Raw genomic sequence first — 20,466 nt, 5'->3', positions numbered from 1 at the left:
AAGGATTTCTGTTACTATCTAGGCTATAAAATTCGTTTTCAATAGAAATCACTCTTTATTAATCCAACTCATATTCTAATCGAACTGTTATTCTTGCGGTTTTATTTTTACTTTCAGTATCATTAATTCCGCCATAACTATCTTCTTCTGTTGAGCCTTGTCCTGTTATTTGAAAAACTCCCATGCTCGCATTTTTAAGTTTTCCAATTGTACCATTGGCCGTTTTTACAATTTTATTAGCACGTTCACTTGCGTCTTTGGTTGCTTTTTCAATCAGGCTTTGTTTCAAGCTAGGCAAACCAGAATATGTATATTGTACCGTATTGGAAGTTAATTCAATTCCTGAATTAATTAATTCAGAAGTTTTACTAGAGACTAATTCAATCCGTTTCATCAAATCTGGATTTTTCTTGGCTACAAATACAATAGATTGTGTTGCTTGATAACCGTCAAATATTTGCTCGTGTTTTTTATCATATTGATTTTCAGAATTTTCAATAGTAATTTGACGGTATTTTTTTTGAAAATTAACAGCCCCAAAACTAAACTCTGAAGATTTAAATCCTTTATTAACAAAAAAAGCAGAAACAATTTTTTGGTCGGATATGATCTTACTGTAAGCTTCTTTAATATCCATGTTTGCAGCAGTATAACTGCCAGACCATAATATTTCATCTGAAACAAAATCCTTTGTTCCTAAACCAATTACGGATATTGCATCCAAATTTTTATTTCTGTTTTGAAAAGAACTTCCTAATATCCAACCCGTTACAATTATTCCAAGACAAATAATTATTGATGATTTTAATTTACTTTCCATATAGTTAAAAATTAATTAGTTAGCCAAACAAATATAAGTAAAATATTATATTTAATTTCGAATTTTACTTTCTTCTAGCAGAAAAAAATCGCTTCATCAACTCTGAAGCCTCATTGGCCATAACACCCCTAACAACAACGGTTTTGGGATGCAATTTAGTTCCCATTTTCACAAAACCACGATTTTCATCGCTAGCTCCATAAACAATCTTCGTAATTTGGCTCCAATACAAAGCGCCGGCGCACATCTGGCAAGGTTCCAGTGTTACGTAAAGTGTGCAATCTTTGAGGTATTTCCCACCAAGGAAATTAGCTGCAGCGGTAATGGTCTGCATTTCGGCGTGGGCTGTGACATCATTAAGCAATTCGGTTAAATTATGGCCTCGGGCAATAATTGTATTATTAACCACAATAACGGCTCCCACAGGAATTTCGCCTTTGTCAAAAGCCATTTCGGCTTCCTGCAAAGCTTTCTTCATGAAATACTCGTCGGTGAAAGGATTTATCATAGTTACAAAAATAAGAATTCAATTCGTACATTTGCTTTATGCCTGACTATTTACTTGAACATATCAACAATCCCGTCGATTTACGCAAACTAGACGAAGTTAAACTTCCTCAATTGGCTCAAGAATTGCGCGATTTTATAATCAATATTGTAGCCACCAAAGAAGGTCATCTTGGCGCTAGTCTCGGCGTGGTGGAACTCACGATTGCTTTGCATTATGTTTTTAACACTCCTGAGGATTTATTGGTTTGGGATGTTGGGCATCAAGCCTACGGACATAAAATCCTGACCGAACGAAGAACCATTTTTCATACCAACCGCCAATTGGGTGGTATCTCCGGTTTTCCAAAAAGAAGCGAAAGTATTTATGACACTTTTGGCGTAGGCCACTCCTCCACTTCTATTTCTGCGGCTCTGGGAATGGCAATTGCCTCCAATTTAAAAGGCGATTTCGAAAAACAGCACATAGCAGTCATTGGCGATGCTTCGATAGCATCAGGGATGGCATTTGAAGGACTGAATCACGCAGGAGTTACCGATGCAAATTTATTGGTAATCCTCAATGATAACGCAATCGGAATTGACCCGAGTGTAGGTGCTCTCAAAAAATATCTCACTTCAGTAAAAGAAGGGAAAAACCCGAAACAAAATAATATGATTCGGTCACTGAATTTCGATTATTCGGGACCGATTGACGGTAATGATCTTTTTGCGGTGATCAAAGAATTAAAGCGTTTGCAAAAAATAAAAGGTCCCAAATTTTTACACCTAATTACCACCAAAGGCAAAGGCCTTCAACAAGCCGAAGAAAATCAGGTGAAATACCACGCTCCTGGTAAATTTGATGCCACAACCGGCGAAATCATACCAAAATCGGAAGAAAATTTACCTCCAAAATACCAAGATGTTTTTGGGTTAACCATTTTGGATTTAGCTAAAAAGAACGAAAAAATTGTTGGGATTACTCCTGCAATGCCTTCGGGAAGTTCTTTGAAATTTATGATGGATGCCTTTCCTAAACGCGCTTTTGATGTTGGAATCGCAGAACAACACGCTGTTACGTTATCGGCTGGAATGGCTACCCAAGGAATGATCGTGTATTGCAATATTTATTCTACTTTTTTACAAAGAGCTTATGATCAAATAATCCACGATGTGGCTTTACAAAATTTACCTGTTATTTTTTGTCTTGACCGAGCAGGTTTGGTTGGCGAAGATGGCGCCACGCATCACGGAGTTTTTGATTTGGCTTACTTGCGCTGTATCCCAAACATGATAATTTATGCACCTCTAAATGAGATTGATTTACAAAACATTTTATATACTGCGCAATTAGGCTTAAATCATCCCATTGTCATTCGTTATCCACGAGGAAGAGGCGTGACCAATGATTGGCAAAGATTGCATTTAGGCAAATACGAAAAAATCGAAATCGGAAAGGCAAAACTCCTGAATAGTGGATCAAAAACAGCTGTTTTATCTACTGGTGCAATTGGGAACAATGTCACATTAGCCCTAGCTAGAACAAAAAGCCCGGAAAATTTTGCACATTATGATTTTCCTTTTGTCAAACCATTAGATGAAAAAGAACTTCACACTATCTTTAATCAATTCGAAAACATTATAACTGTTGAGGACGGAGTCATTAAAGGTGGATTTGGAAGTGCAATTCTGGAATTTGCAGCAACTCATAGCTATAATACTACCAAAATAAATATTTTGGGAATTCCAGATGTCTTTATTGAACAAGGTTCTATTGATGAGCTACAACAATATTGCAAAATTTCCGTTGATAGTTTAGAAATAATTTTTTCAAGTTATTGAAATTAACTATTTTGCAAACTTAAAATACCTCTGAACTATTATGACTTTTCTAACCAAACCAATTGCTGTTTTATTCTTATTGTTTTCGATATGTGGTTTCTCACAAATTAAAATAATCACCAGTAAGCCAGATAACATAAACGAAAACAAGATTGATCAGGCTCTAACAACCATCATAACTTCAAAACCGGACACTATTTCATATTGGTCAAACAAAAACATTTTAGGAATAGACATTTCAGAAATTGCCTTTGTTAACTGGAGTGCTGGGGGTACCAGCTCCATAACAGGGCTAGTAAGAGGTCATCTTCAACGAGATTATAAAGACGATAATCAAATGTGGTCAAATGAACTTATTTTCAGGTATGGTATGAACAAACAAGAGGGAGTTGAACTCAGAAAAACAGATGATGTTTTTAAAATAAACTCCACATATGGATATAGAAAGGATACTTTATCGAATTGGTATCATTCTGCAAAATTTAACTTCAATACCCAATTCACTGATGGATACAATTATCCAAATACCAAAGATCCTATTTCAAAACCATTTGCTCCTGCCTACACCTTTTTAGGTATTGGGTCTGAATACATTTATAAACCCGAAAAACTAAATGTCTATTTATCACCATTAACATTAAAGAACACAGTGGTACTTGATCAAACTTTGGCTGATTCCGGCGCATATGGTGTAAAAAAAGCTGTTTATGATGAAGAAGGAAATATAATTTCCAAAGGAGAACAATCGAAAACAGAACTTGGCATACTAGTATCTTCTTATTTCGAAAGAGAAATCCTTACCAATATTACAATAAAAAATCGCCTAAGCTTGTACACTGATTATCTGAATAATTTTGGCAATATTGATGTTGATTGGCAATTATATGCTGATTTAATCGTAAATGAATATGTAAAAGCGAATGTAGGATGCAATTTAGTTTACGATGAAGATATTGATGTCATTAAAGAAGAAAACGGCGTAAAAATCAATGAAGGCGCAAAAGTACAGCTAAAACAAGTATTAGGAATAGGCCTTGAATATGTTTTTTAAATCAAAAAAATAAAATGCCCTCAAACAGTTTGTTGTTTGAGGACATTTTATTTAAACATTTCTTTCTTTATCTAACTTTTAGCTGCAGTTATTGTTTTATAAAACAACAACGCATTCCCATCTGTCAACATCGAAACAAAATGACAAATATGAAGCAATCTTTCGTATAGATTTTCTTTCTCCAAATGATGTTTTTCGGGTAGCATTTTCAAGATAAGATTATCATAATTGGACATTTTTCCTTCGTATTTATTATTGAAAGCCGTTACGAATTTATCCAAAAGCGTTTGTATGATTTGGTAACCAACGATTTCCTTCTCCACCACTTCACGGCTTTGATAGATATTTTTCACACTGATTTTGATTATATCGTCCATTTGGGCTTTGTACTTGCTTTTATCCGTTAAGGAAAAAGGGAATTTTCCTTGTAAAATAGCCTCTTCATTTTCAACAAAAACTTTTACGGCATCGTTGATTAAACTTCCGATTGCCAATGCGCGTAAATAACTGATTCTATCTTCTTTGGTTTCTAGTGTCTTGTATTTTGAAGTATCAATGCTGTCTTTTACCAATTTGATTAAATATTCCAAAGCAAAATCTTCGGAAACCAAACCTAAGTTGATTCCGTCTTCAAAATCTATTATGGTATAGCAGATATCATCTGCTGCTTCTACAAGATAAGCAAGTGGATGTCTTTCAAAACCAATATCATTCCCTGTTTTATTGGCTATCATCCCCATATCCGAAGCGACTTCCTGAAAGAAAGCTTTGTCAGTTTGAAAAAAACCATACTTTTTATCGGCTATGTTTTTAGTTGGCTTTTTAGGCAAACTTTCTTTTGGGTATTTCATAAAAGCACCAAGAGTAGCATAGGAAAGTCTAATCCCGCCTTCAACACCAGGACGCGAACTATTCAAAACCGAAAATCCATTGGCATTTCCTTCAAAATCAATCAGGTCTTGCCATTCTTTGGCTGATAATTGATCTTTGTATTTCAATCCATTTCCTATCGAAAAATACTCCCCAATGGCTTTTTCTCCAGAATGTCCAAAAGGTGGATTTCCGATATCGTGTGCCAAAGATGCCGCGGCAACAATAGCTCCAAAATCATTCATTTGGTAACCGTGAACTTCTTGTAAATGTGGATATTTTTCTAATATTTTTTTTCCAACCAATCGTCCCAAAGAACGTCCAACAACCGAAACTTCCAAACTGTGTGTTAAACGAGTGTGCACAAAATCGGTTTTGGAAAGCGGAATCACCTGTGTTTTGTCCTGTAAACTTCTAAAAGCAGACGAGAATATGATTCGGTCATAATCGACTTCAAATCCCAAACGGGTTTCATCTTGCTCGATTCTTAGTCTTTTGCCTGTATCTCCTTGTCGTTTTAGTGATAATAGTTGTTCCCAGTTCATGATGTATTTTTCGGATTTGTTTTCAAAGATAGAGAAATAGATAGATTTTAAAAACAAAAGTAATTTTACAATCAACAAATGTTTTTGTACCAAAACCTTCGAATTACATACTATTCAACTTGAAGTTATTGTTGTTTTTTAATCTCTGCCTGAATGATGTTATTTTTCACTTCTTTGAGTAAATGATTTTTCGCTTCCGCAAAAGTAACATCATAGATTCGGGTTACTTCCTGAAATTCCACAGGATATTTGGAAAGCAATTTTGTGTAGTAATTATCCAAAACATCTTTGGTCGGAGCGGTAAATTCTAGTTCCATTTCAAAGCGGCGTACCAGGGCTTCGTCTATCATCTGGATTTGGTTGGTAGCGGCCAATAATACTGAACGATTGGGAAAATTATCAATTAACTGAATAATCGAGTTCACCACCCGCTTCATCTCCGTACTGTCTTTGTTGTCATAATCCCGTATTTGACCCAAGGAATCAAATTCATCGAAGAATAAAACTGAACTTTCGTATTGCACTTCTTTGAATAATCCTTCAATATTTTTGGAGGTTTCCCCTAATTTGGAAGAAACAATTCGGGAGAGATTGACAATGATTAGCTTTTTGTCCAGTTTTCTTGCAATCGCTTTGGCAGTCATTGTTTTGCCACAGCCTGTTTTGCCGTGCAACAATATTTTATTGACCACAGGCAACTCGTATTGCTCCAAAACCTGACGGAATTGATATTCCTTCAAGAACTGATTGATTTGCTCTGAAACGGCTTCATTGAATACTACATCTTCAAGATGAACAATGCTTCGGTCTGTAAAATATAATAAACTCAAGGGAAATGGTTTTTAAATATTGCTTCTTCAGAAATGAATCCCGCAAATTTAGACAAATTTAATTATGGAAACGAATGTCTTTTAGCCCCGATTAAAGTGGAAATCCTTTTTATTTTTTCTTTAAAAATAAAAAGATTGCAACGGAAAGCGGGAAATAGCTCCTAAAAAAAAACAGCCATCATTACTGACAGCTGTTTCTCTTTATTCTAAAATCTATTTTCTAATTAAGATCCACACATTTCGCAATCTTCAGGACCAGCATTTTTAGCTAATTCAATCATTGCTCTGTATTCTTCGGTACTCATTGGAGTTGCATCTACTTCCACCGCTTCAAGAACTCTAGCTTGTGGTTTAGATTCTGGAATTGCTTCCTCTTTTTTATCGTTGTTTAGCGTAAATTTAATCGCATCTACAGCTGCTTTGGTTCTTAAGTAGTACATTCCTGTTTTCAAACCAGATTGCCAAGCATAGAAATGCATTGAAGTCAATTTAGAATAATTGGCATCTTGCATAAACAAGTTCAATGATTGTGACTGATCTACAAAATATCCTCTTTGACGAGACATATCAATAATGTCTTTCATTGACATTTCCCAAACGGTTTTGTATAATTCTTTCAAGTCTTGCGGAATGATATCAATATTTTGAACCGATCCGTTGTGACGCATGATTTCTTGTTTCAAGTTCTCATTCCACAATCCAAGTCTTACTAAGTCATGTAATAAATGTTTGTTTACCACAATGAATTCTCCAGACAATACACGTCTTGTGTAAATATTAGAAGTATATGGTTCGAATGCTTCATTGTTACCCAAAATTTGAGAAGTCGAAGCTGTTGGCATTGGCGCAACTAATAATGAGTTACGAACACCGTTTTTCACTACTTCTTTTCTAAGCGAAGCCCAGTCCCATCTTCCTGATAATTCTTCGTCTTTCATTCCCCAAAGGTTGTGTTGAAACTCTCCGTTTGACATTGGAGATCCTTTGAAAGTAGAATATGGTCCTTCCTCGATTGCCATTTCCATAGATGCGGTACAAGCTGCGAAATAAAGGGTTTCGAATATTTCTTGGTTTAATGTTTTGGCATCATCACTTGTAAAAGGCAAACGCAACATTATAAAAGCATCGGCAAGTCCTTGCACTCCAAGACCAATTGGTCTGTGACGCATATTGGAATTTTCAGCTTCTTTTACAGGATAGTAATTTCTGTCGATTACTCTGTTCAAGTTTCGAGTCACACGTTTGGTAACATCGTATAATAATTGGTGATTGAATTTTCCGTTTTCAACGAACATTGGCAACGAAATAGAAGCCAAATTACAAACCGCTACCTCATCACTTGAAGTAAATTCCATAATCTCAGTACATAAATTCGAAGAACGAATAGTACCTAGATTTTTTTGGTTTGATTTTCTGTTTGCTGCATCTTTATACAACATATAAGGAGTTCCAGTCTCAATTTGAGATTCTAGAATTTTCTCCCATAATTCACGCGCTTTGATGGTTTTTCTACCTTTTCCTCTAAATTCATAATCAGTATACATAGCTTCGAATTCATCACCATATACATCATACAAACCAGGACATTCGTTAGGACACATTAAAGTCCAAGTAGAATCTTCCTGTACACGTTTCATAAATAAATCTGAAGTCCACATTGCAAAGAACAAATCTCTTGCACGCATTTCTTCCTTACCTGTATTCTTTTTCAAATCCAAGAAATCAAAAATATCGGCATGCCAAGTTTCAATATAAATAGCAAAACTTCCTTTTCTTTTTCCTCCTCCTTGATCCACATAGCGAGCAGTATCATTAAACACTCTCAACATTGGTACAATTCCGTTTGAAGTACCGTTTGTACCGCGAATGTAAGAACCTGTTGCACGAACATTATGAATAGAAAGTCCAACTCCACCTGCTGATTGCGAGATTTTTGCTGTTTGTTTTAAAGTATCATAAATACCGTCAATACTGTCATCCTGCATTGCCAAAAGGAAACAAGAAGACATTTGAGGTTTTGGAGTACCAGCATTGAATAAAGTAGGCGTTGCATGAGTAAAGAATTTTTTGGACATTAAGTCGTAAGTTTCCAATACTGATTTCAAATCACCTAGGTGAATCCCCACAGAAACACGCATCAACATATGTTGTGGACGCTCTACAATTTTTCCGTTTATTTTCAATAAATACGAACGCTCCAGTGTTTTAAAACCAAAATAATCGTAGTTAAAATCCCTGTTATAGATAATATGTGAATCCAAATATTCAGCATTTTCCATAATCACTTTATGAACCTCTTCGGCTAATAAAGGCGATTCTTGGTTCGTTCTTGGATTGATATAATGATACATTTCATTCATCGTTTCCGAGAATGATTTTTTGGTATTTGAATGTAAGTTTGATATTGCAATACGAGCAGCCAATTGTGCATAATCCGGATGAGCAATAGTCATTGACGCAGCAGTTTCAGCAGCAAGATTGTCAAGCTCAGATGTGGAAACCCCATCATACAAACCTTCAATAACTCGCATAGCAACTTTAACTGGATCTACCAATTCATTCAAGCCGTAGCATAACTTTTTGATTCTCTCTGTAATTTTATCAAACATTACAGGCTCTTTGTGACCGTCTCTTTTTACTACAAACATACTTTTATCAATTTTTAAATTAATGAATTGTGATTTACGAATAGTAGGAATTCATAATCCATTTTTTTACTCATAGTCAATCCATAAGCCATTTCGATATTTTGTTTCATCGCATAAAATGAAATGAAACAAAACGCCGTCATTTGTCCTGAAATTAATCAGGCTGAATTAACTTAGTTTTTTTTTAGATTTGGGGATCTTACAAAAACTATTTAATTATAATTATTCTTTATTTTTTTTAATATTATCAAATACTATAGAAAATATTTGAAATTCAAAACTGCATTCTAAAAATCGGCATCAAAGCTAATTTTTTGGGAATCGCCACCTTCGGTAACTTTAACCCCTGATTTTTGGTATTCAGCAACTTTTTTCTCAAAGAAATTAGTTTTTCCTTGAAGAGAAATCATATCCATGAAATCAAACGGATTGGCAACATTGTATTCTCTGTCACAACCCAATTCTACTAATAATCTATCGGCAACAAATTCTAAATATTGAGTCATTAAACCTGCATTCATTCCAATCAAACTTACTGGAAGTGATTCAGTAATAAACTCTCTTTCGATATTCAAGGCATCAACAATAATGCTTCTTATTCTTTCTTTTGGTACTTTATTAATCAAATGGTGATTGTGTAAATGCACAGCAAAATCACAGTGAACTCCTTCGTCACGAGAAATAAGCTCATTAGAGAAAGTCAAACCTGGCATCAATCCACGTTTTTTCAACCAATAAATAGAACAAAATGCACCAGAAAAGAAAATTCCTTCTACCGCTGCAAAAGCAATAAGTCTTTCTGCAAAAGAATCAGATTCAATCCATTTTAAAGCCCAGTCTGCTTTTTTTCTAATGGCAGGAAAAACATCCAAAGCATTGAATAAATCTGACTTTTCGGTCTCGTCTTTTACATAGGTATCAATCAAAAGTGAATAGGTTTCACTATGAATGTTTTCCATCATAATTTGGAAACCATAGAAAAATTTAGCTTCAGCATATTGCACTTCATTAACAAAATTCTCAGCAAGATTTTCATTTACAATTCCATCAGAAGCTGCAAAAAAGGCTAAGATGTGTTTTATAAAGTAACGTTCGTCATCACTCAGCTTATTATTCCAGTCATTTAAATCTTGCGACAAATCAATTTCTTCAGCAGTCCAGAAACTAGCTTCCATACTTTTATAAAACTCCCAAATATCTTGGTGCTTGATAGGAAAAATCACGAAACGATTCTTATTTTCTTGTAAAATTGGTTCTATTTGAGACATTTGATTGTGTTTGTTTTTTTTTGATTTTTATACTGAAAATAGATCTGAAATCTGAATTACAAAGATTGTGAATTAATGCGGTTATTAAAAGCCAAACTTATTCACAATCCTTCATAGTTTTTAACAAATAAGAAAAATTCCTTATTTTATTATCACATAATTAACATATTGATTTACAATACTTTAATTATTACAAAAAGAAGTAAACTCCAGTAAAATATAGAAATTTTAAAAGATCAGAAATAGAAATTAGTGTTAGATTTTACAAACCTTTTTTTAAGTCTTCAGCCACTTTTTCAAGTTCCAAATACCAGTCTTCACCAAAGCGACGAATAAGGGCTTCCTTGACAAATTTGTATACCGGAACTTCGAGTTCCTGCCCTAAAGAACAGGCAGCATCACAAATATCCCATTTGTCATAGTTGACAGCTGCAAACTCAGTGAAATCTTTAACACGTATTGGATATAAATGACAAGAAACAGGTTTTTTCCAATCTATTATACCTTGATTATAAGCTTGCTCAATTCCACAAAGAGCTGTTTTTCCGTCAAAAATGACGTAGGCACAATCTTTATTGTCAATTAGAGGTGTTTCAAGATCCCCATCCGCACCATTTACCCAAGTTCCTTGAGCTTCTATGGCTTCAATTCCCTGTTTTCTTAAAAATGGTTTTACTTTTGGATATATTTCCTCCAATATCTTTGTTTCTGCCAAACTCAACGGCGCTCCAGCATCGCCATCGACGCAACAAGCTCCTTTGCAAGCTGACAAATTACAAACAAATTCTTTTTCGAGTATATCCTCTGATACGATGGTTTTTCCTAGTTGAAACATTTTGCAAAGGTAACCAAAGATTCAAGAAATAAAAACCATTCACTCAAACATAAGCTCACTAACCAGTCTAATTAACACATTGCAACAATTTTACTTACATAAATTTATAATCCGCTTTATTGAATACATAAGCACTTTTCTCCAAACTAATGCATTTCATAGTAGTCACTTTTCCTTTGTTTTTCAAATCTTTCATACTCATATCCATCAGCAACGTTTTTTCATCTGGCTTGAGATAACCTGCCAAAGCATCAGGCATTTTCCAATTTTTTTGATTTTTAAACATATCACTAAAACTCACTTTCGTCTCAGTTGTGTAATAAAAAACAATGTCATACTCATCATTTGTAGCCTGGATTCCTTTGCAATTATATCCTAGATATGTTTTATTCGGCAATGTCTTATAAGTGAATTTCGATTTCTCACCTTCTTTTTTACTCATTTCGGAATAATCCGGCATTTTGGAAGCCGAGGCCATTTTTTCCTTTCCATTACCAAAACTAGTCACCGTAATCTTGTTCTTCATATCCATGACCATAAACATATTTTGTCCTTCGCCCTGCGACACATTAAACCCAAAATAAGACACATTGGGTTCCAAAAAATAATCTGCATTCATCGCTTTTACATCATCACTTTTAATTTCCATAACGTATTTCCAGCTAAATGCATACGAATTTGGAACTTCTGAAGCATCTACTTTATTTTTGCCGTAACCCAAAATCGCTTCATTCATGTTTACATTTTGGTTTACACTCTCTCCAATAGCTTTATCTGCCTCATCTAAAGCCTTATCAGTTGCAATATCCGCTTTTTGGGAAGCTTTATTCAGAGCTTTTTGCTCTGCTGCTTTTTGAATCTGTTTCCAAAATTGAGCCTGTGAATTTTCAAAAGAAAGCAACAGAATCAAGGATACAATAACAAAACCAATCTTTTTCATAGCTCAAATATTTAAAATTACAAACAAATTTAGCAATTGATTTTCAAGTAGTTATATATTTTAACTTTTGATTTATTCTATTTTTATAATTCAATAAAAAGCAAAAAAAACTAACACCACAATCATTTAATAATAGAATTCCCAAAATGAAAAAAATAACCGTATTTTTGAAATGAAAATTTTTTTTACCCTAACTTTTCACAAATCAATGCTTATGATGGATTTCAATTTAAAGGAAATAATAACGGTAGGAATGGTACTTTTCGCTGTAATTGATATAGTCGGTTCTATTCCAATTATAGTGGGGCTGAGAGCCAAACACGGTCATATCGAATCAGAAAAAGCAGCTTTGGTTGCTGGATTGATTATGATATTGTTTTTATTTATTGGTGAAGAATTTTTAAGTCTAATAGGAATTGATGTCCATTCATTTGCAGTGGCAGGTTCGTTCGTATTATTCTTTTTGGCATTGGAAATGATTTTAGGCATTCGTATTTATCGAGACGAAGAAGCAAGTTCCGCCTCGATTGTTCCTTTGGCATTCCCATTAATTGCAGGCGCTGGAACAATGACCACTTTACTTTCTTTACGTTCACAATTTCACACCTTAAATATTGTCCTTGCAATTATATTAAATATTGTTTTGGTTTATATTGTTCTGAAATCATCAGGAAAAATTGAAAAAATGCTAGGACAAAATGGACTTGGCGTAATTCGTAAGACTTTTGGTGTAGTACTTTTAGCTATAGCTGTTAAATTATTCGCCGCTAATGTTAAAGGTTTGTTTGTCTAAAAAAAAAAATTATAAATTTACCCCCTAAATATTTTATTCGTCAAAGATTACAGCCCATTTTAAGCAATTTTATTTCAAAATTTGACTCAAAAAATACTTTGGCATTTTTTATAAAAAAAATTAAACCTATGAAAACTTTCACTAACATTTTAGTGCTTTTGGCAGTTGCGCTTCTTATTTTCAACATTACTTTAATTGATTTTCAAAATCCATTTAAAGGAGATAGCGTAGTGGCATTCGTTGGTGTAGTCGCTTCATTTTGTGCAGTATTAATTCTTCTAATTTTTAGAATGTCTAAAAAAATAGTTGAAAAAATGAACGACAACAACGCATAACTGTGTTTGATGTATTAATTATAGGCGGTGGCGTTTCCGGTATATCATGTGCTATGGTATTGGGTTCTGCTAAAAACAAAACTTTCGTTTCGTCAAAGAAAATCGGAATTTTCACTCACCAAAAGACTTCATCACTTCAAGAGGCACTTTTTAACAATGCATACGGAATTCCTGCTGGAAAATTAGGTTCGGAATTACTAATTGAAAGCATCCATCATTTATCCAACACTTATCCCCATATTGTTCAAATCGCTGAGGAAAAAGTATTGAAAATTGAGGGTCACTATCCCGAATTTACAGTTGTCACCAATAAAAACTCATACAAAACTGTCAATATCGTAATTGGTATTGGCTCAGCCAACACTTTTGCCATAGAAGGCTTAATGCAGTTTGTAGAACCACACAAAAAAGCCCTTCCCGAAAAACAAAGAATCCAACTTAAGAATATTGATCATAAAGTAGCCGATGGCATTTATGTTATAGGAACCCTTGCGGGATGGCGAAGCCAATTAGCTATTGCTGCTGGAAGTGGTGCCGCTGTCGCTACAGATTTACTTACTTTGTGGAACGAGGGAATTCAGACTCATTCTCACGATAGTATTAGAAAATAAACTACCGTAAATACTTCTTTAAATTTACTTTAGAGTTTTGAATTTTGCTTCAAAACCGATTTTATCATAGCATCTTCTTTCAAAACAACTTCATAATAATAAGTATCACCAAACAATTGTCTTGCAAACTCAGCATTGACATATCTTTTTACCAATGGTTTATAATTATCTAAATTAACCTTTAATCCATTTTTGGAAAGGTATTTCTGGAAAGCATTAAAATACGAATTTGTTTCATTGATTTTAACTTTAAATTGTTCGAAAGTCAATTTCGCAAATGCATTTCTGTCTTTGTCTAATTCTTCAAAAACAAAATGTCCTACGATTCCTGATTGCAATAAATACGAAATATTCTCTGCTCCATGTTCCGCTTCCAAAGGCACGAAAACATCAGGTACGATTCCACCTCCGCCGTAAACAATCTTACCTTTTTTAGTTTTAAACTTTAGGGAATCAACCACTTTTATACTGTCTTTTTTATAGAGCTCACCGTGAAGAAAACGAGAATCCGATTCGTTGAAATATTCCTCATTTCCTTTGGAATAAGGCTTCTGAATAGACCTTCCTGTTGGTGTATAATATCTTGCAATGGTCAGTCGAACAGCCGATCCATCATTAAAATCCATTTCACGTTGTACCAATCCTTTACCAAATGAACGTCTGCCAACAATCGTTCCTCGATCATTATCTTGAATAGCTCCAGCCAAAATTTCACTCGCCGAAGCACTGTTTTCATCAATCAAAACAAATACATTACCTGTTTCAAAACTACCTTGCTCTGTGGCATACGTTTTTTCGGTAGGCTCTTTTTTACTTTTGGTAAAAACTATTAATTCTTTGTCTTTCAAAAACTCGTCGGCAATAGCAATGGCTTCTTCCATATAGCCTCCCCCATTATCACGAACATCAATCACTAAAGTTTTAATTCCTTGTTTTCTCAAAGAAGTCAAACCTTTTTTAAACTCTTGAGAAGTGGTTCCGGCGAAACGATTAATCTTGATATAACCTGTTATTTTATCTAAAAGCATAGCAACATCAACACTTTTTAAAGGAATAACATCACGCTTTATCGTTATCTTCATTTTTTTGCGTTCGGATTTTCTGTAAACTGTCAATTCAATTTGCGAACCTGCTTCACCTTTTAGCGTAGCAAACAAACTGTCATTAGTCAATTTCCGACCAAACAATTTGGTTTTATCTGCATACAAAATGCGATCTCCCGCTTTGATTCCCGCTTTTGCCGAAGGGCCATTTTTAACTGGAGTTATAATCGCTAAAGAATCATTATGCATATAAAAATTGATTCCTATTCCCACAAAGTCACCTTTCATAGTCTCGGCAATTTCAGCCTGTTCACTTGGCGGAATATACACTGAATGAGGATCTAATTTTGCCAGAATATTGTTCACGGTAAGACTCACAATAGAATCCGTATTGACATCATCTACATATTCGTTATCAATGAAATCAATAAGTTTGTTGAGCTTTTCTTTAGTATTCTTTTTGGTCATAAAAGATTTCGACGAAGGCGTACCCGACAAACTACCAATAAAAATTCCGAGGGCAAAAATGCCTCCAATAAGTATGGGTAAATATTTGTTGTCGAATTTCATTTTCTCTTAATCTTCTAAAACGGGAATATGTTCTACTTCTATACCAGCCTTCATTAAAAATTGTATTCCAGAATCATCACGGTATCCATTATGGAACACCACTCTTTTTATCCCAGATTGATGAATCAATTTACTGCATTCCTTACAAGGCGATAGCGTGATATACAAAGTTGCCCCTTCACAGGATTGAGTTGATCTAGCCACTTTCAATATCGCATTTGCTTCAGCGTGAAGAACATCCCAACGCGTCAAACCATCTTCGTCTTCACAGCAATTTTCAAATCCTGAAGGTGTCCCATTATAACCGTCTGAAATAATCATACGGTCTTTTACAATAATGGCGCCTACTTTTTTTCTTTGGCAATAAGACAACAAACCCCATTCTGTAGCAATTCTAAGATAGGCTTTGTCGTATTTATTTAATTTAATTTTATTCATATATGTAAACCATATTTATTAGAATCGCCTTTTGTTTATTGGTATTTATTTGCAATAAACTTGTTCTTAATGGCGATTTCATATTTTGAATTATCTTTTCCAGATTTCACTCTCTATTATCATTGGCAAAACCACTCCAATTATAAATGCAGACATCACTAATGTCCAATCACGTTTTGAAAAACGAAATACCGTTTGTACAATATACGACAAAATCAACACTACAATTACTACTACAATTTGGGCAGCTTCAATTCCCAGTGCGAATTCGGCCATTGGTAATAATTTTGAACTTGGACTACCTCCCAATATTGTTTTAAAATAATTGGAAAATCCTAATCCATGGATGATTCCAAAGAAAAGTGTTATTATAAAAACCAAATTGACATTGCCATTTTTACTGTTTTTACCGGCGGTGAACAAATTATAGAGAGCCGTTATTAATATTGTAATCGGGATGAGTAATTCTACCACATTTACTTTGACAGCAATAATTCCAAAAACTGAAAGAAACAGTGCTGTTGTATGTCCTAAAGTAAACACAGTCACCAAAAGCAAAATTCTTTTCCAGTCATTGAAAGAGAAAGGAACAGACAAAGCAATTAAAAATAAAACATGATCATAGGCATGTATGTCTAATACATGTTTTAATCCTATTTGAAAGTAAATCAAAAATTCTGACATCATAAATTAATTAGTTGATATGGGATTGTAAACTTACGATTAATTTTGAAAATGGAATATTTGATTAAATAAATCATTCTCTAAAAAAAATAAAAAAATAGAGGTCAATCGTACAAAAAAGTCATTAAAAACAAAAATCATTACTAAAAAATTAATTATCTTTATATCAAACCATTAAACATCACGATTATGCCGTTTTCAGATTTATTCAACAGCGAGAACATCCAAAAAGCCAGAGGTCATTTTTCAGCAATTGTACGCGTTGCTAATGCTGGCGGCAATATCACAGAACAGGAGCAAAAATTCTTGGATAAATTAGCTGTGAGTCTACAAATTTCGGATTCAGAATACAAAGAGATTTTAAAAGATCCTTCTAAACACGAAATCAATGCTCCATACTTATATGTAGAAAGACTTGAAGCTCTTTATAAACTAGCAAGAATTGTACACCGTGATCATCAATTAGGAGATTTACAAGAGCATTTAATGGTGAAGTTTGGTTTGGCTTTAGGTTTTACTCCTAGCAATGTAAATTACATAGTTGACAAAGCACTAAAATTAGTGGATAAAGAAGTCGATGAAGAAACCTTTATATACGAAATGAAAAATATGTATAAATAAAAATAGCTCCTAAATGGAGCTATTTTTTTGGTTTAATATTTGGTTTTTACTCGGTTTAATATTTACTCAATTTTGCTTTATACATAAACTCTTCTGCCTTTTCAACCATGTTTAAACTTCCACAAAAGAATGGCACTCTTTCATGCAACTCTGTTGGTTGAATTTCCATTATTCTATCAAAACCATCAGAAGCTTTTCCTCCGGCTTGCTCTACAATAAATGCCATTGGATTGCATTCGTACAACAAACGCAATTTCCCTTTTGGAGCTTTGGAACTTGTTGGATAAATATAAATACCTCCTTTTATCATATTTCTATGAATATCAGACACCAAACTTCCTATATAACGAGAAGTATAAGGACGATCTTCTTCTTCCAACTGACAATATTTAATATAATCTTTCACTCCTTGCGGGAAATGAACATAATTCCCCTCATTGATGGAATATATATTTCCGTCTTCCGAGAATTTCATGTTGGGATGCGAAAGATAAAAAGTTCCAATAGCTGGATTCAATGTAAATCCGTTTACACCGTGTCCTGTTGTGTACACTAGCATTGTTGATGTTCCATAAATTACATAACCCGCAGCTACTTGTTGAGTTCCTGGTTGTAAAAAATCCTCTAATGTAACGGGAGTTCCTATAGGTGTTACACGTCTATAAACTGAGAAAATAGTTCCTACTGAAACATTCACATCTATATTTGAAGATCCATCTAATGGATCCATCAAGACAACATATTTATTATTATGACTGTTATCACTTCCTTCAACAGTTATAAAATCATCATTCTCTTCTGATGCTATACCACAAACAATCTCACGATTGATCAAAGTTTGGATAAAAATCTCATTGGCATAAACATCCAGTTTTTGCTGATCTTCACCTTGAATATTTTGTTCTCCGGCTGCACCAACAATATCGACTAATCCAGCTTTGTTCACTTTGTAGTTGACCACTTTCGCAGCCAAACGAATTGAGTTGATAATTCTCGACAGTTCACCCGATGAATACTGAAAGGCTTTTTGGTTTTCAATAATAAATTCCCCTAGTGTTTTGTTTCTTTCTTCCATTACGAAATCGATGTAGTTAGTTTGAAGTCACAAATATCGTTTTTTTTGTGAAATTGAAAAGAATAATACTTAGATAGTTTGACAGTATTGTATATTTGCTACATATTTCATAAAAACTAGTTACTATTTGACTGTTTTTTAATAGAATTCAAGAATAATAATACGAAATCATGAAAATACGCAAAGGAGAAAAAGAGGACATGCATGGTGTTTTAGCATTAATTAAGGAGCTGGCAGTATTCGAAAAAGAGCCAGATGCTGTTTTAATAACCGAAGAAGATTTGGTTCGTGACGGTTTTGGAACAAATCCATTATTTCATGTTTTTGTTGCCGAGGTTGCGAATGAAATTGTAGGCATTGCTTTGTACTATTACAGATATTCAACCTGGAAAGGAAAAACAATCCATTTGGAAGATTTAGTAGTCAAAGATAGCATGCGCGGAACTGGATTGGGTTATGCTTTGTATTCTGAAATTATCAAACAAGGGAAGAAAGATCTAGTTCGAAGAATCGAATGGAATGTCTTGGACTGGAACACACCAGCAATTGATTTTTATGAAAAATCGGGAGCAAAAATATTAGATGAATGGCGCGTTGCTCAAATGGACGAAAATGCAATTAACTTTTTTGTAGACAACAAATTAAAAAATTAAAATATGATTTTGTTTTAGACAAAAAATCTAAAACCTAAAATCTAAAATCTGAATAAAATGAGGGTATTTAAATTTGGTGGTGCTTCTGTTAAAGATGCAGCCGGTATCAAAAACGTTTACGACGTTTTGCAACAAGTGGGTTATGAGGATGTATTAGTCATTGTTTCGGCAATGGGGAAAACGACTAATGCTTTAGAAGAGGTTATCAAAAATTATTTTGATAAATCTCCAGAATTGAATTCATCGGTACAAGAAGTGAAAAAATACCACAATCAAATCTTATTGGATTTGTTTGAAGATGATAAAAATGAAGTTTTTACAGCAGTTAATGAGCAATTTTCTGATTTAGAATATTTCTTATCTCATAATAAATCTCCAAATTATAATTTTGTTTACGACCAAATCGTAAGCTTTGGAGAATTAATTTCGACTACAATTTTGAGCCATTTTATGTCTTTCAAAGGTATTCAAACTCAATGGTTGGACGTTAGAAACTTTGTGAAAACAGATTCAACTTACAGAGATGCAGAAGTAGATTGGGAGTTGACACAAAAAAATATTTCCAACAACGTTAAACGCAAAATCTTGAACATCACTCAAGGATTCTTGGGTTCTGATGAAAACAATTTCACTACTACTTTAGGTCGTGAAGGTTCGGATTATACCGCTGCTATTTTTGCATATTGCCTTAATGCCGAAAGCGTAACCATCTGGAAAGATGTACCTGGAGTTATGAATGCCGATCCAAGATATTTTGAAAATGCAAGTTTGCTGAATCAAATTTCATATCGTGAAGCCATCGAATTGGCATTTTACGGAGCATCGGTTATTCACCCAAAAACATTACAGCCTTTACAGAAAAAAGAAATTCCATTATATGTAAAATCGTTTATCAACCCATTATTGAAAGGAACTTCGGTTTCCAAAGGTGTTGATTTGGAACCTTACTTACCTTGTTTTATTGTAAAAAGAAACCAATTATTGATTTCATTGTCTTCGATAGATTTCTCTTTCATCATGGAAGAAAACATCAGCGAAATCTTTGGTTTATTCCACCAATTCAAACTTAAAGTAAACTTAATACAGAATTCTGCAATTAGTTTTTCGGTTTGTGTGGAAGATAAATTTGGAAATTTCAATGAATTAAATGCTATTCTTTCGAAAAAATTCAAAGTAGATTTTACCGAAAATGTAACGTTATATACAATCAGACATTTTAATGAAAACGCCGCTCAAACGGTTGAAGAAAACAAAACGGTGCTGCTAAAACAAGTGAGTAGAGAAACAATGCAAATTGTAACTAAAGAGAATTAATATACTATCCAAAAACAAATTACCATTAAAAATGGGAGCTTCGGCTTCCATTTTTTTTTAGTTTTAAATGTGCCTTATTCTCTAAAATTCAAACCGTAAAATCATTTTCAATATCTCGAATTACGACATCGACTAATTAACACATTATAAAAATAATAAACACTATTTTTGACACTTTGGAGTTATACTGT

21 protein-coding genes are annotated in these 20,466 nt (G+C 33.9%); 8 read left to right on the top strand and 13 right to left on the bottom strand.

Going from position 1 to position 20,466, the window contains the following annotated elements:
* Positions 1-58: 58 nt before the first annotated feature.
* Both J2W95_RS10625 and J2W95_RS10620 read right to left on the bottom strand, forming a co-directional pair.
* Entirely contained in the window at positions 59-820 is a 762-nt protein-coding gene (locus J2W95_RS10625) for an SIMPL domain-containing protein (RefSeq protein WP_310006746.1), read from the bottom strand.
* Positions 821-884: 64 nt separating this feature from the next.
* Positions 885-1,328: a nucleoside deaminase gene (locus J2W95_RS10620; protein WP_310006744.1), complete on the bottom strand. Its 444-nt coding sequence runs from the start codon at positions 1,326-1,328 to the stop codon at positions 885-887.
* Between the two features lie 38 nt (positions 1,329-1,366).
* Between J2W95_RS10620 and J2W95_RS10615 the strand changes: the two genes are divergently transcribed.
* Both J2W95_RS10615 and J2W95_RS10610 read left to right on the top strand, forming a co-directional pair.
* Positions 1,367-3,151, top strand: coding sequence for a 1-deoxy-D-xylulose-5-phosphate synthase (locus J2W95_RS10615; RefSeq protein WP_310006742.1), 1,785 nt, complete (start codon positions 1,367-1,369; stop codon positions 3,149-3,151).
* Positions 3,152-3,191: 40 nt separating this feature from the next.
* Positions 3,192-4,202: a DUF3078 domain-containing protein gene (locus tag J2W95_RS10610; RefSeq protein ID WP_310006740.1), complete on the top strand. Its 1,011-nt coding sequence runs from the start codon at positions 3,192-3,194 to the stop codon at positions 4,200-4,202.
* A gap of 71 nt (positions 4,203-4,273) precedes the next feature.
* Here J2W95_RS10610 and J2W95_RS10605 read toward each other — a convergent pair whose 3' ends face one another.
* The 7 genes from J2W95_RS10605 to J2W95_RS10575 form a co-directional block, all read right to left on the bottom strand.
* On the bottom strand, positions 4,274-5,617 hold the full coding sequence (locus J2W95_RS10605) for a deoxyguanosinetriphosphate triphosphohydrolase (protein ID WP_310006738.1): 1,344 nt from the start codon (positions 5,615-5,617) through the stop codon (positions 4,274-4,276).
* Positions 5,618-5,742: 125 nt separating this feature from the next.
* Positions 5,743-6,447 carry an AAA family ATPase gene (locus J2W95_RS10600; protein ID WP_310006737.1) on the bottom strand — a complete coding sequence of 235 codons (705 nt, stop codon included), beginning with the start codon at positions 6,445-6,447 and terminating at the stop codon, positions 5,743-5,745.
* Between the two features lie 224 nt (positions 6,448-6,671).
* Complete coding sequence (locus J2W95_RS10595) at positions 6,672-9,095, bottom strand: ribonucleoside-diphosphate reductase subunit alpha (RefSeq protein ID WP_310006735.1); 2,424 nt, start codon at positions 9,093-9,095, stop codon at positions 6,672-6,674.
* A 14-nt stretch (positions 9,096-9,109) separates the two neighbouring features.
* The gene (locus J2W95_RS10590) at positions 9,110-9,238 is read right to left on the bottom strand and encodes a hypothetical protein (RefSeq protein ID WP_310006733.1); all 129 of its coding nucleotides are present in this window, start codon (positions 9,236-9,238) and stop codon (positions 9,110-9,112) included.
* A 144-nt stretch (positions 9,239-9,382) separates the two neighbouring features.
* Positions 9,383-10,363 (bottom strand): ribonucleotide-diphosphate reductase subunit beta, encoded by a 981-nt coding sequence (locus tag J2W95_RS10585; RefSeq protein ID WP_310006731.1) that lies wholly within the window; start codon positions 10,361-10,363, stop codon positions 9,383-9,385.
* A 262-nt stretch (positions 10,364-10,625) separates the two neighbouring features.
* Positions 10,626-11,198 carry a DUF3109 family protein gene (locus tag J2W95_RS10580; RefSeq protein ID WP_310006729.1) on the bottom strand — a complete coding sequence of 191 codons (573 nt, stop codon included), beginning with the start codon at positions 11,196-11,198 and terminating at the stop codon, positions 10,626-10,628.
* Between the two features lie 94 nt (positions 11,199-11,292).
* Entirely contained in the window at positions 11,293-12,138 is an 846-nt protein-coding gene (locus J2W95_RS10575) for a hypothetical protein (RefSeq protein WP_310006727.1), read from the bottom strand.
* A 214-nt stretch (positions 12,139-12,352) separates the two neighbouring features.
* On the opposite strand from J2W95_RS10575, the gene J2W95_RS10570 reads away from it, so the two are divergent.
* The 3 genes from J2W95_RS10570 to J2W95_RS10560 all read left to right on the top strand — a co-directional run bounded on the left by J2W95_RS10570 (position 12,353) and on the right by J2W95_RS10560 (position 13,877).
* Positions 12,353-12,931: a MarC family protein gene (locus tag J2W95_RS10570; protein WP_310006725.1), complete on the top strand. Its 579-nt coding sequence runs from the start codon at positions 12,353-12,355 to the stop codon at positions 12,929-12,931.
* 128 nt (positions 12,932-13,059) lie between these two features.
* A complete protein-coding gene (locus J2W95_RS10565; RefSeq protein WP_310006723.1) occupies positions 13,060-13,266 on the top strand; it encodes a hypothetical protein in 207 nt (68 codons plus the stop codon).
* 2 nt (positions 13,267-13,268) lie between these two features.
* Positions 13,269-13,877 carry an FAD-dependent oxidoreductase gene (locus J2W95_RS10560; protein ID WP_310006721.1) on the top strand — a complete coding sequence of 203 codons (609 nt, stop codon included), beginning with the start codon at positions 13,269-13,271 and terminating at the stop codon, positions 13,875-13,877.
* Between the two features lie 29 nt (positions 13,878-13,906).
* Here J2W95_RS10560 and J2W95_RS10555 read toward each other — a convergent pair whose 3' ends face one another.
* The 3 genes from J2W95_RS10555 to J2W95_RS10545 form a co-directional block, all read right to left on the bottom strand.
* Positions 13,907-15,490: a S41 family peptidase gene (locus J2W95_RS10555; protein WP_310006718.1), complete on the bottom strand. Its 1,584-nt coding sequence runs from the start codon at positions 15,488-15,490 to the stop codon at positions 13,907-13,909.
* 6 nt (positions 15,491-15,496) lie between these two features.
* On the bottom strand, positions 15,497-15,928 hold the full coding sequence (locus J2W95_RS10550) for a deoxycytidylate deaminase (protein WP_310006716.1): 432 nt from the start codon (positions 15,926-15,928) through the stop codon (positions 15,497-15,499).
* Between the two features lie 90 nt (positions 15,929-16,018).
* Positions 16,019-16,612: a HupE/UreJ family protein gene (locus tag J2W95_RS10545; protein ID WP_310006868.1), complete on the bottom strand. Its 594-nt coding sequence runs from the start codon at positions 16,610-16,612 to the stop codon at positions 16,019-16,021.
* A gap of 189 nt (positions 16,613-16,801) precedes the next feature.
* Between J2W95_RS10545 and J2W95_RS10540 the strand changes: the two genes are divergently transcribed.
* The gene (locus J2W95_RS10540; RefSeq protein WP_310006714.1) at positions 16,802-17,233 is read left to right on the top strand and encodes a tellurite resistance TerB family protein; all 432 of its coding nucleotides are present in this window, start codon (positions 16,802-16,804) and stop codon (positions 17,231-17,233) included.
* A 55-nt stretch (positions 17,234-17,288) separates the two neighbouring features.
* Here J2W95_RS10540 and fbp read toward each other — a convergent pair whose 3' ends face one another.
* Positions 17,289-18,308 carry a class 1 fructose-bisphosphatase gene (gene fbp, locus J2W95_RS10535; RefSeq protein WP_310006712.1) on the bottom strand — a complete coding sequence of 340 codons (1,020 nt, stop codon included), beginning with the start codon at positions 18,306-18,308 and terminating at the stop codon, positions 17,289-17,291.
* Between the two features lie 170 nt (positions 18,309-18,478).
* On the opposite strand from fbp, the gene J2W95_RS10530 reads away from it, so the two are divergent.
* Both J2W95_RS10530 and J2W95_RS10525 read left to right on the top strand, forming a co-directional pair.
* Positions 18,479-18,961 (top strand): GNAT family N-acetyltransferase, encoded by a 483-nt coding sequence (locus J2W95_RS10530; protein WP_310006710.1) that lies wholly within the window; start codon positions 18,479-18,481, stop codon positions 18,959-18,961.
* A 57-nt stretch (positions 18,962-19,018) separates the two neighbouring features.
* Entirely contained in the window at positions 19,019-20,275 is a 1,257-nt protein-coding gene (locus J2W95_RS10525) for an aspartate kinase (RefSeq protein WP_310006708.1), read from the top strand.
* Positions 20,276-20,466 lie beyond the last annotated feature (191 nt).

Source organism: Flavobacterium granuli, from assembly GCF_031456055.1.
Classification (GTDB): Bacteria; Bacteroidota; Bacteroidia; order Flavobacteriales; family Flavobacteriaceae; genus Flavobacterium; species Flavobacterium granuli_A.
The sequence above is the reverse complement of the archived record's forward strand: the minus strand, read 5'-3'. Positions and strand labels throughout refer to the sequence as shown.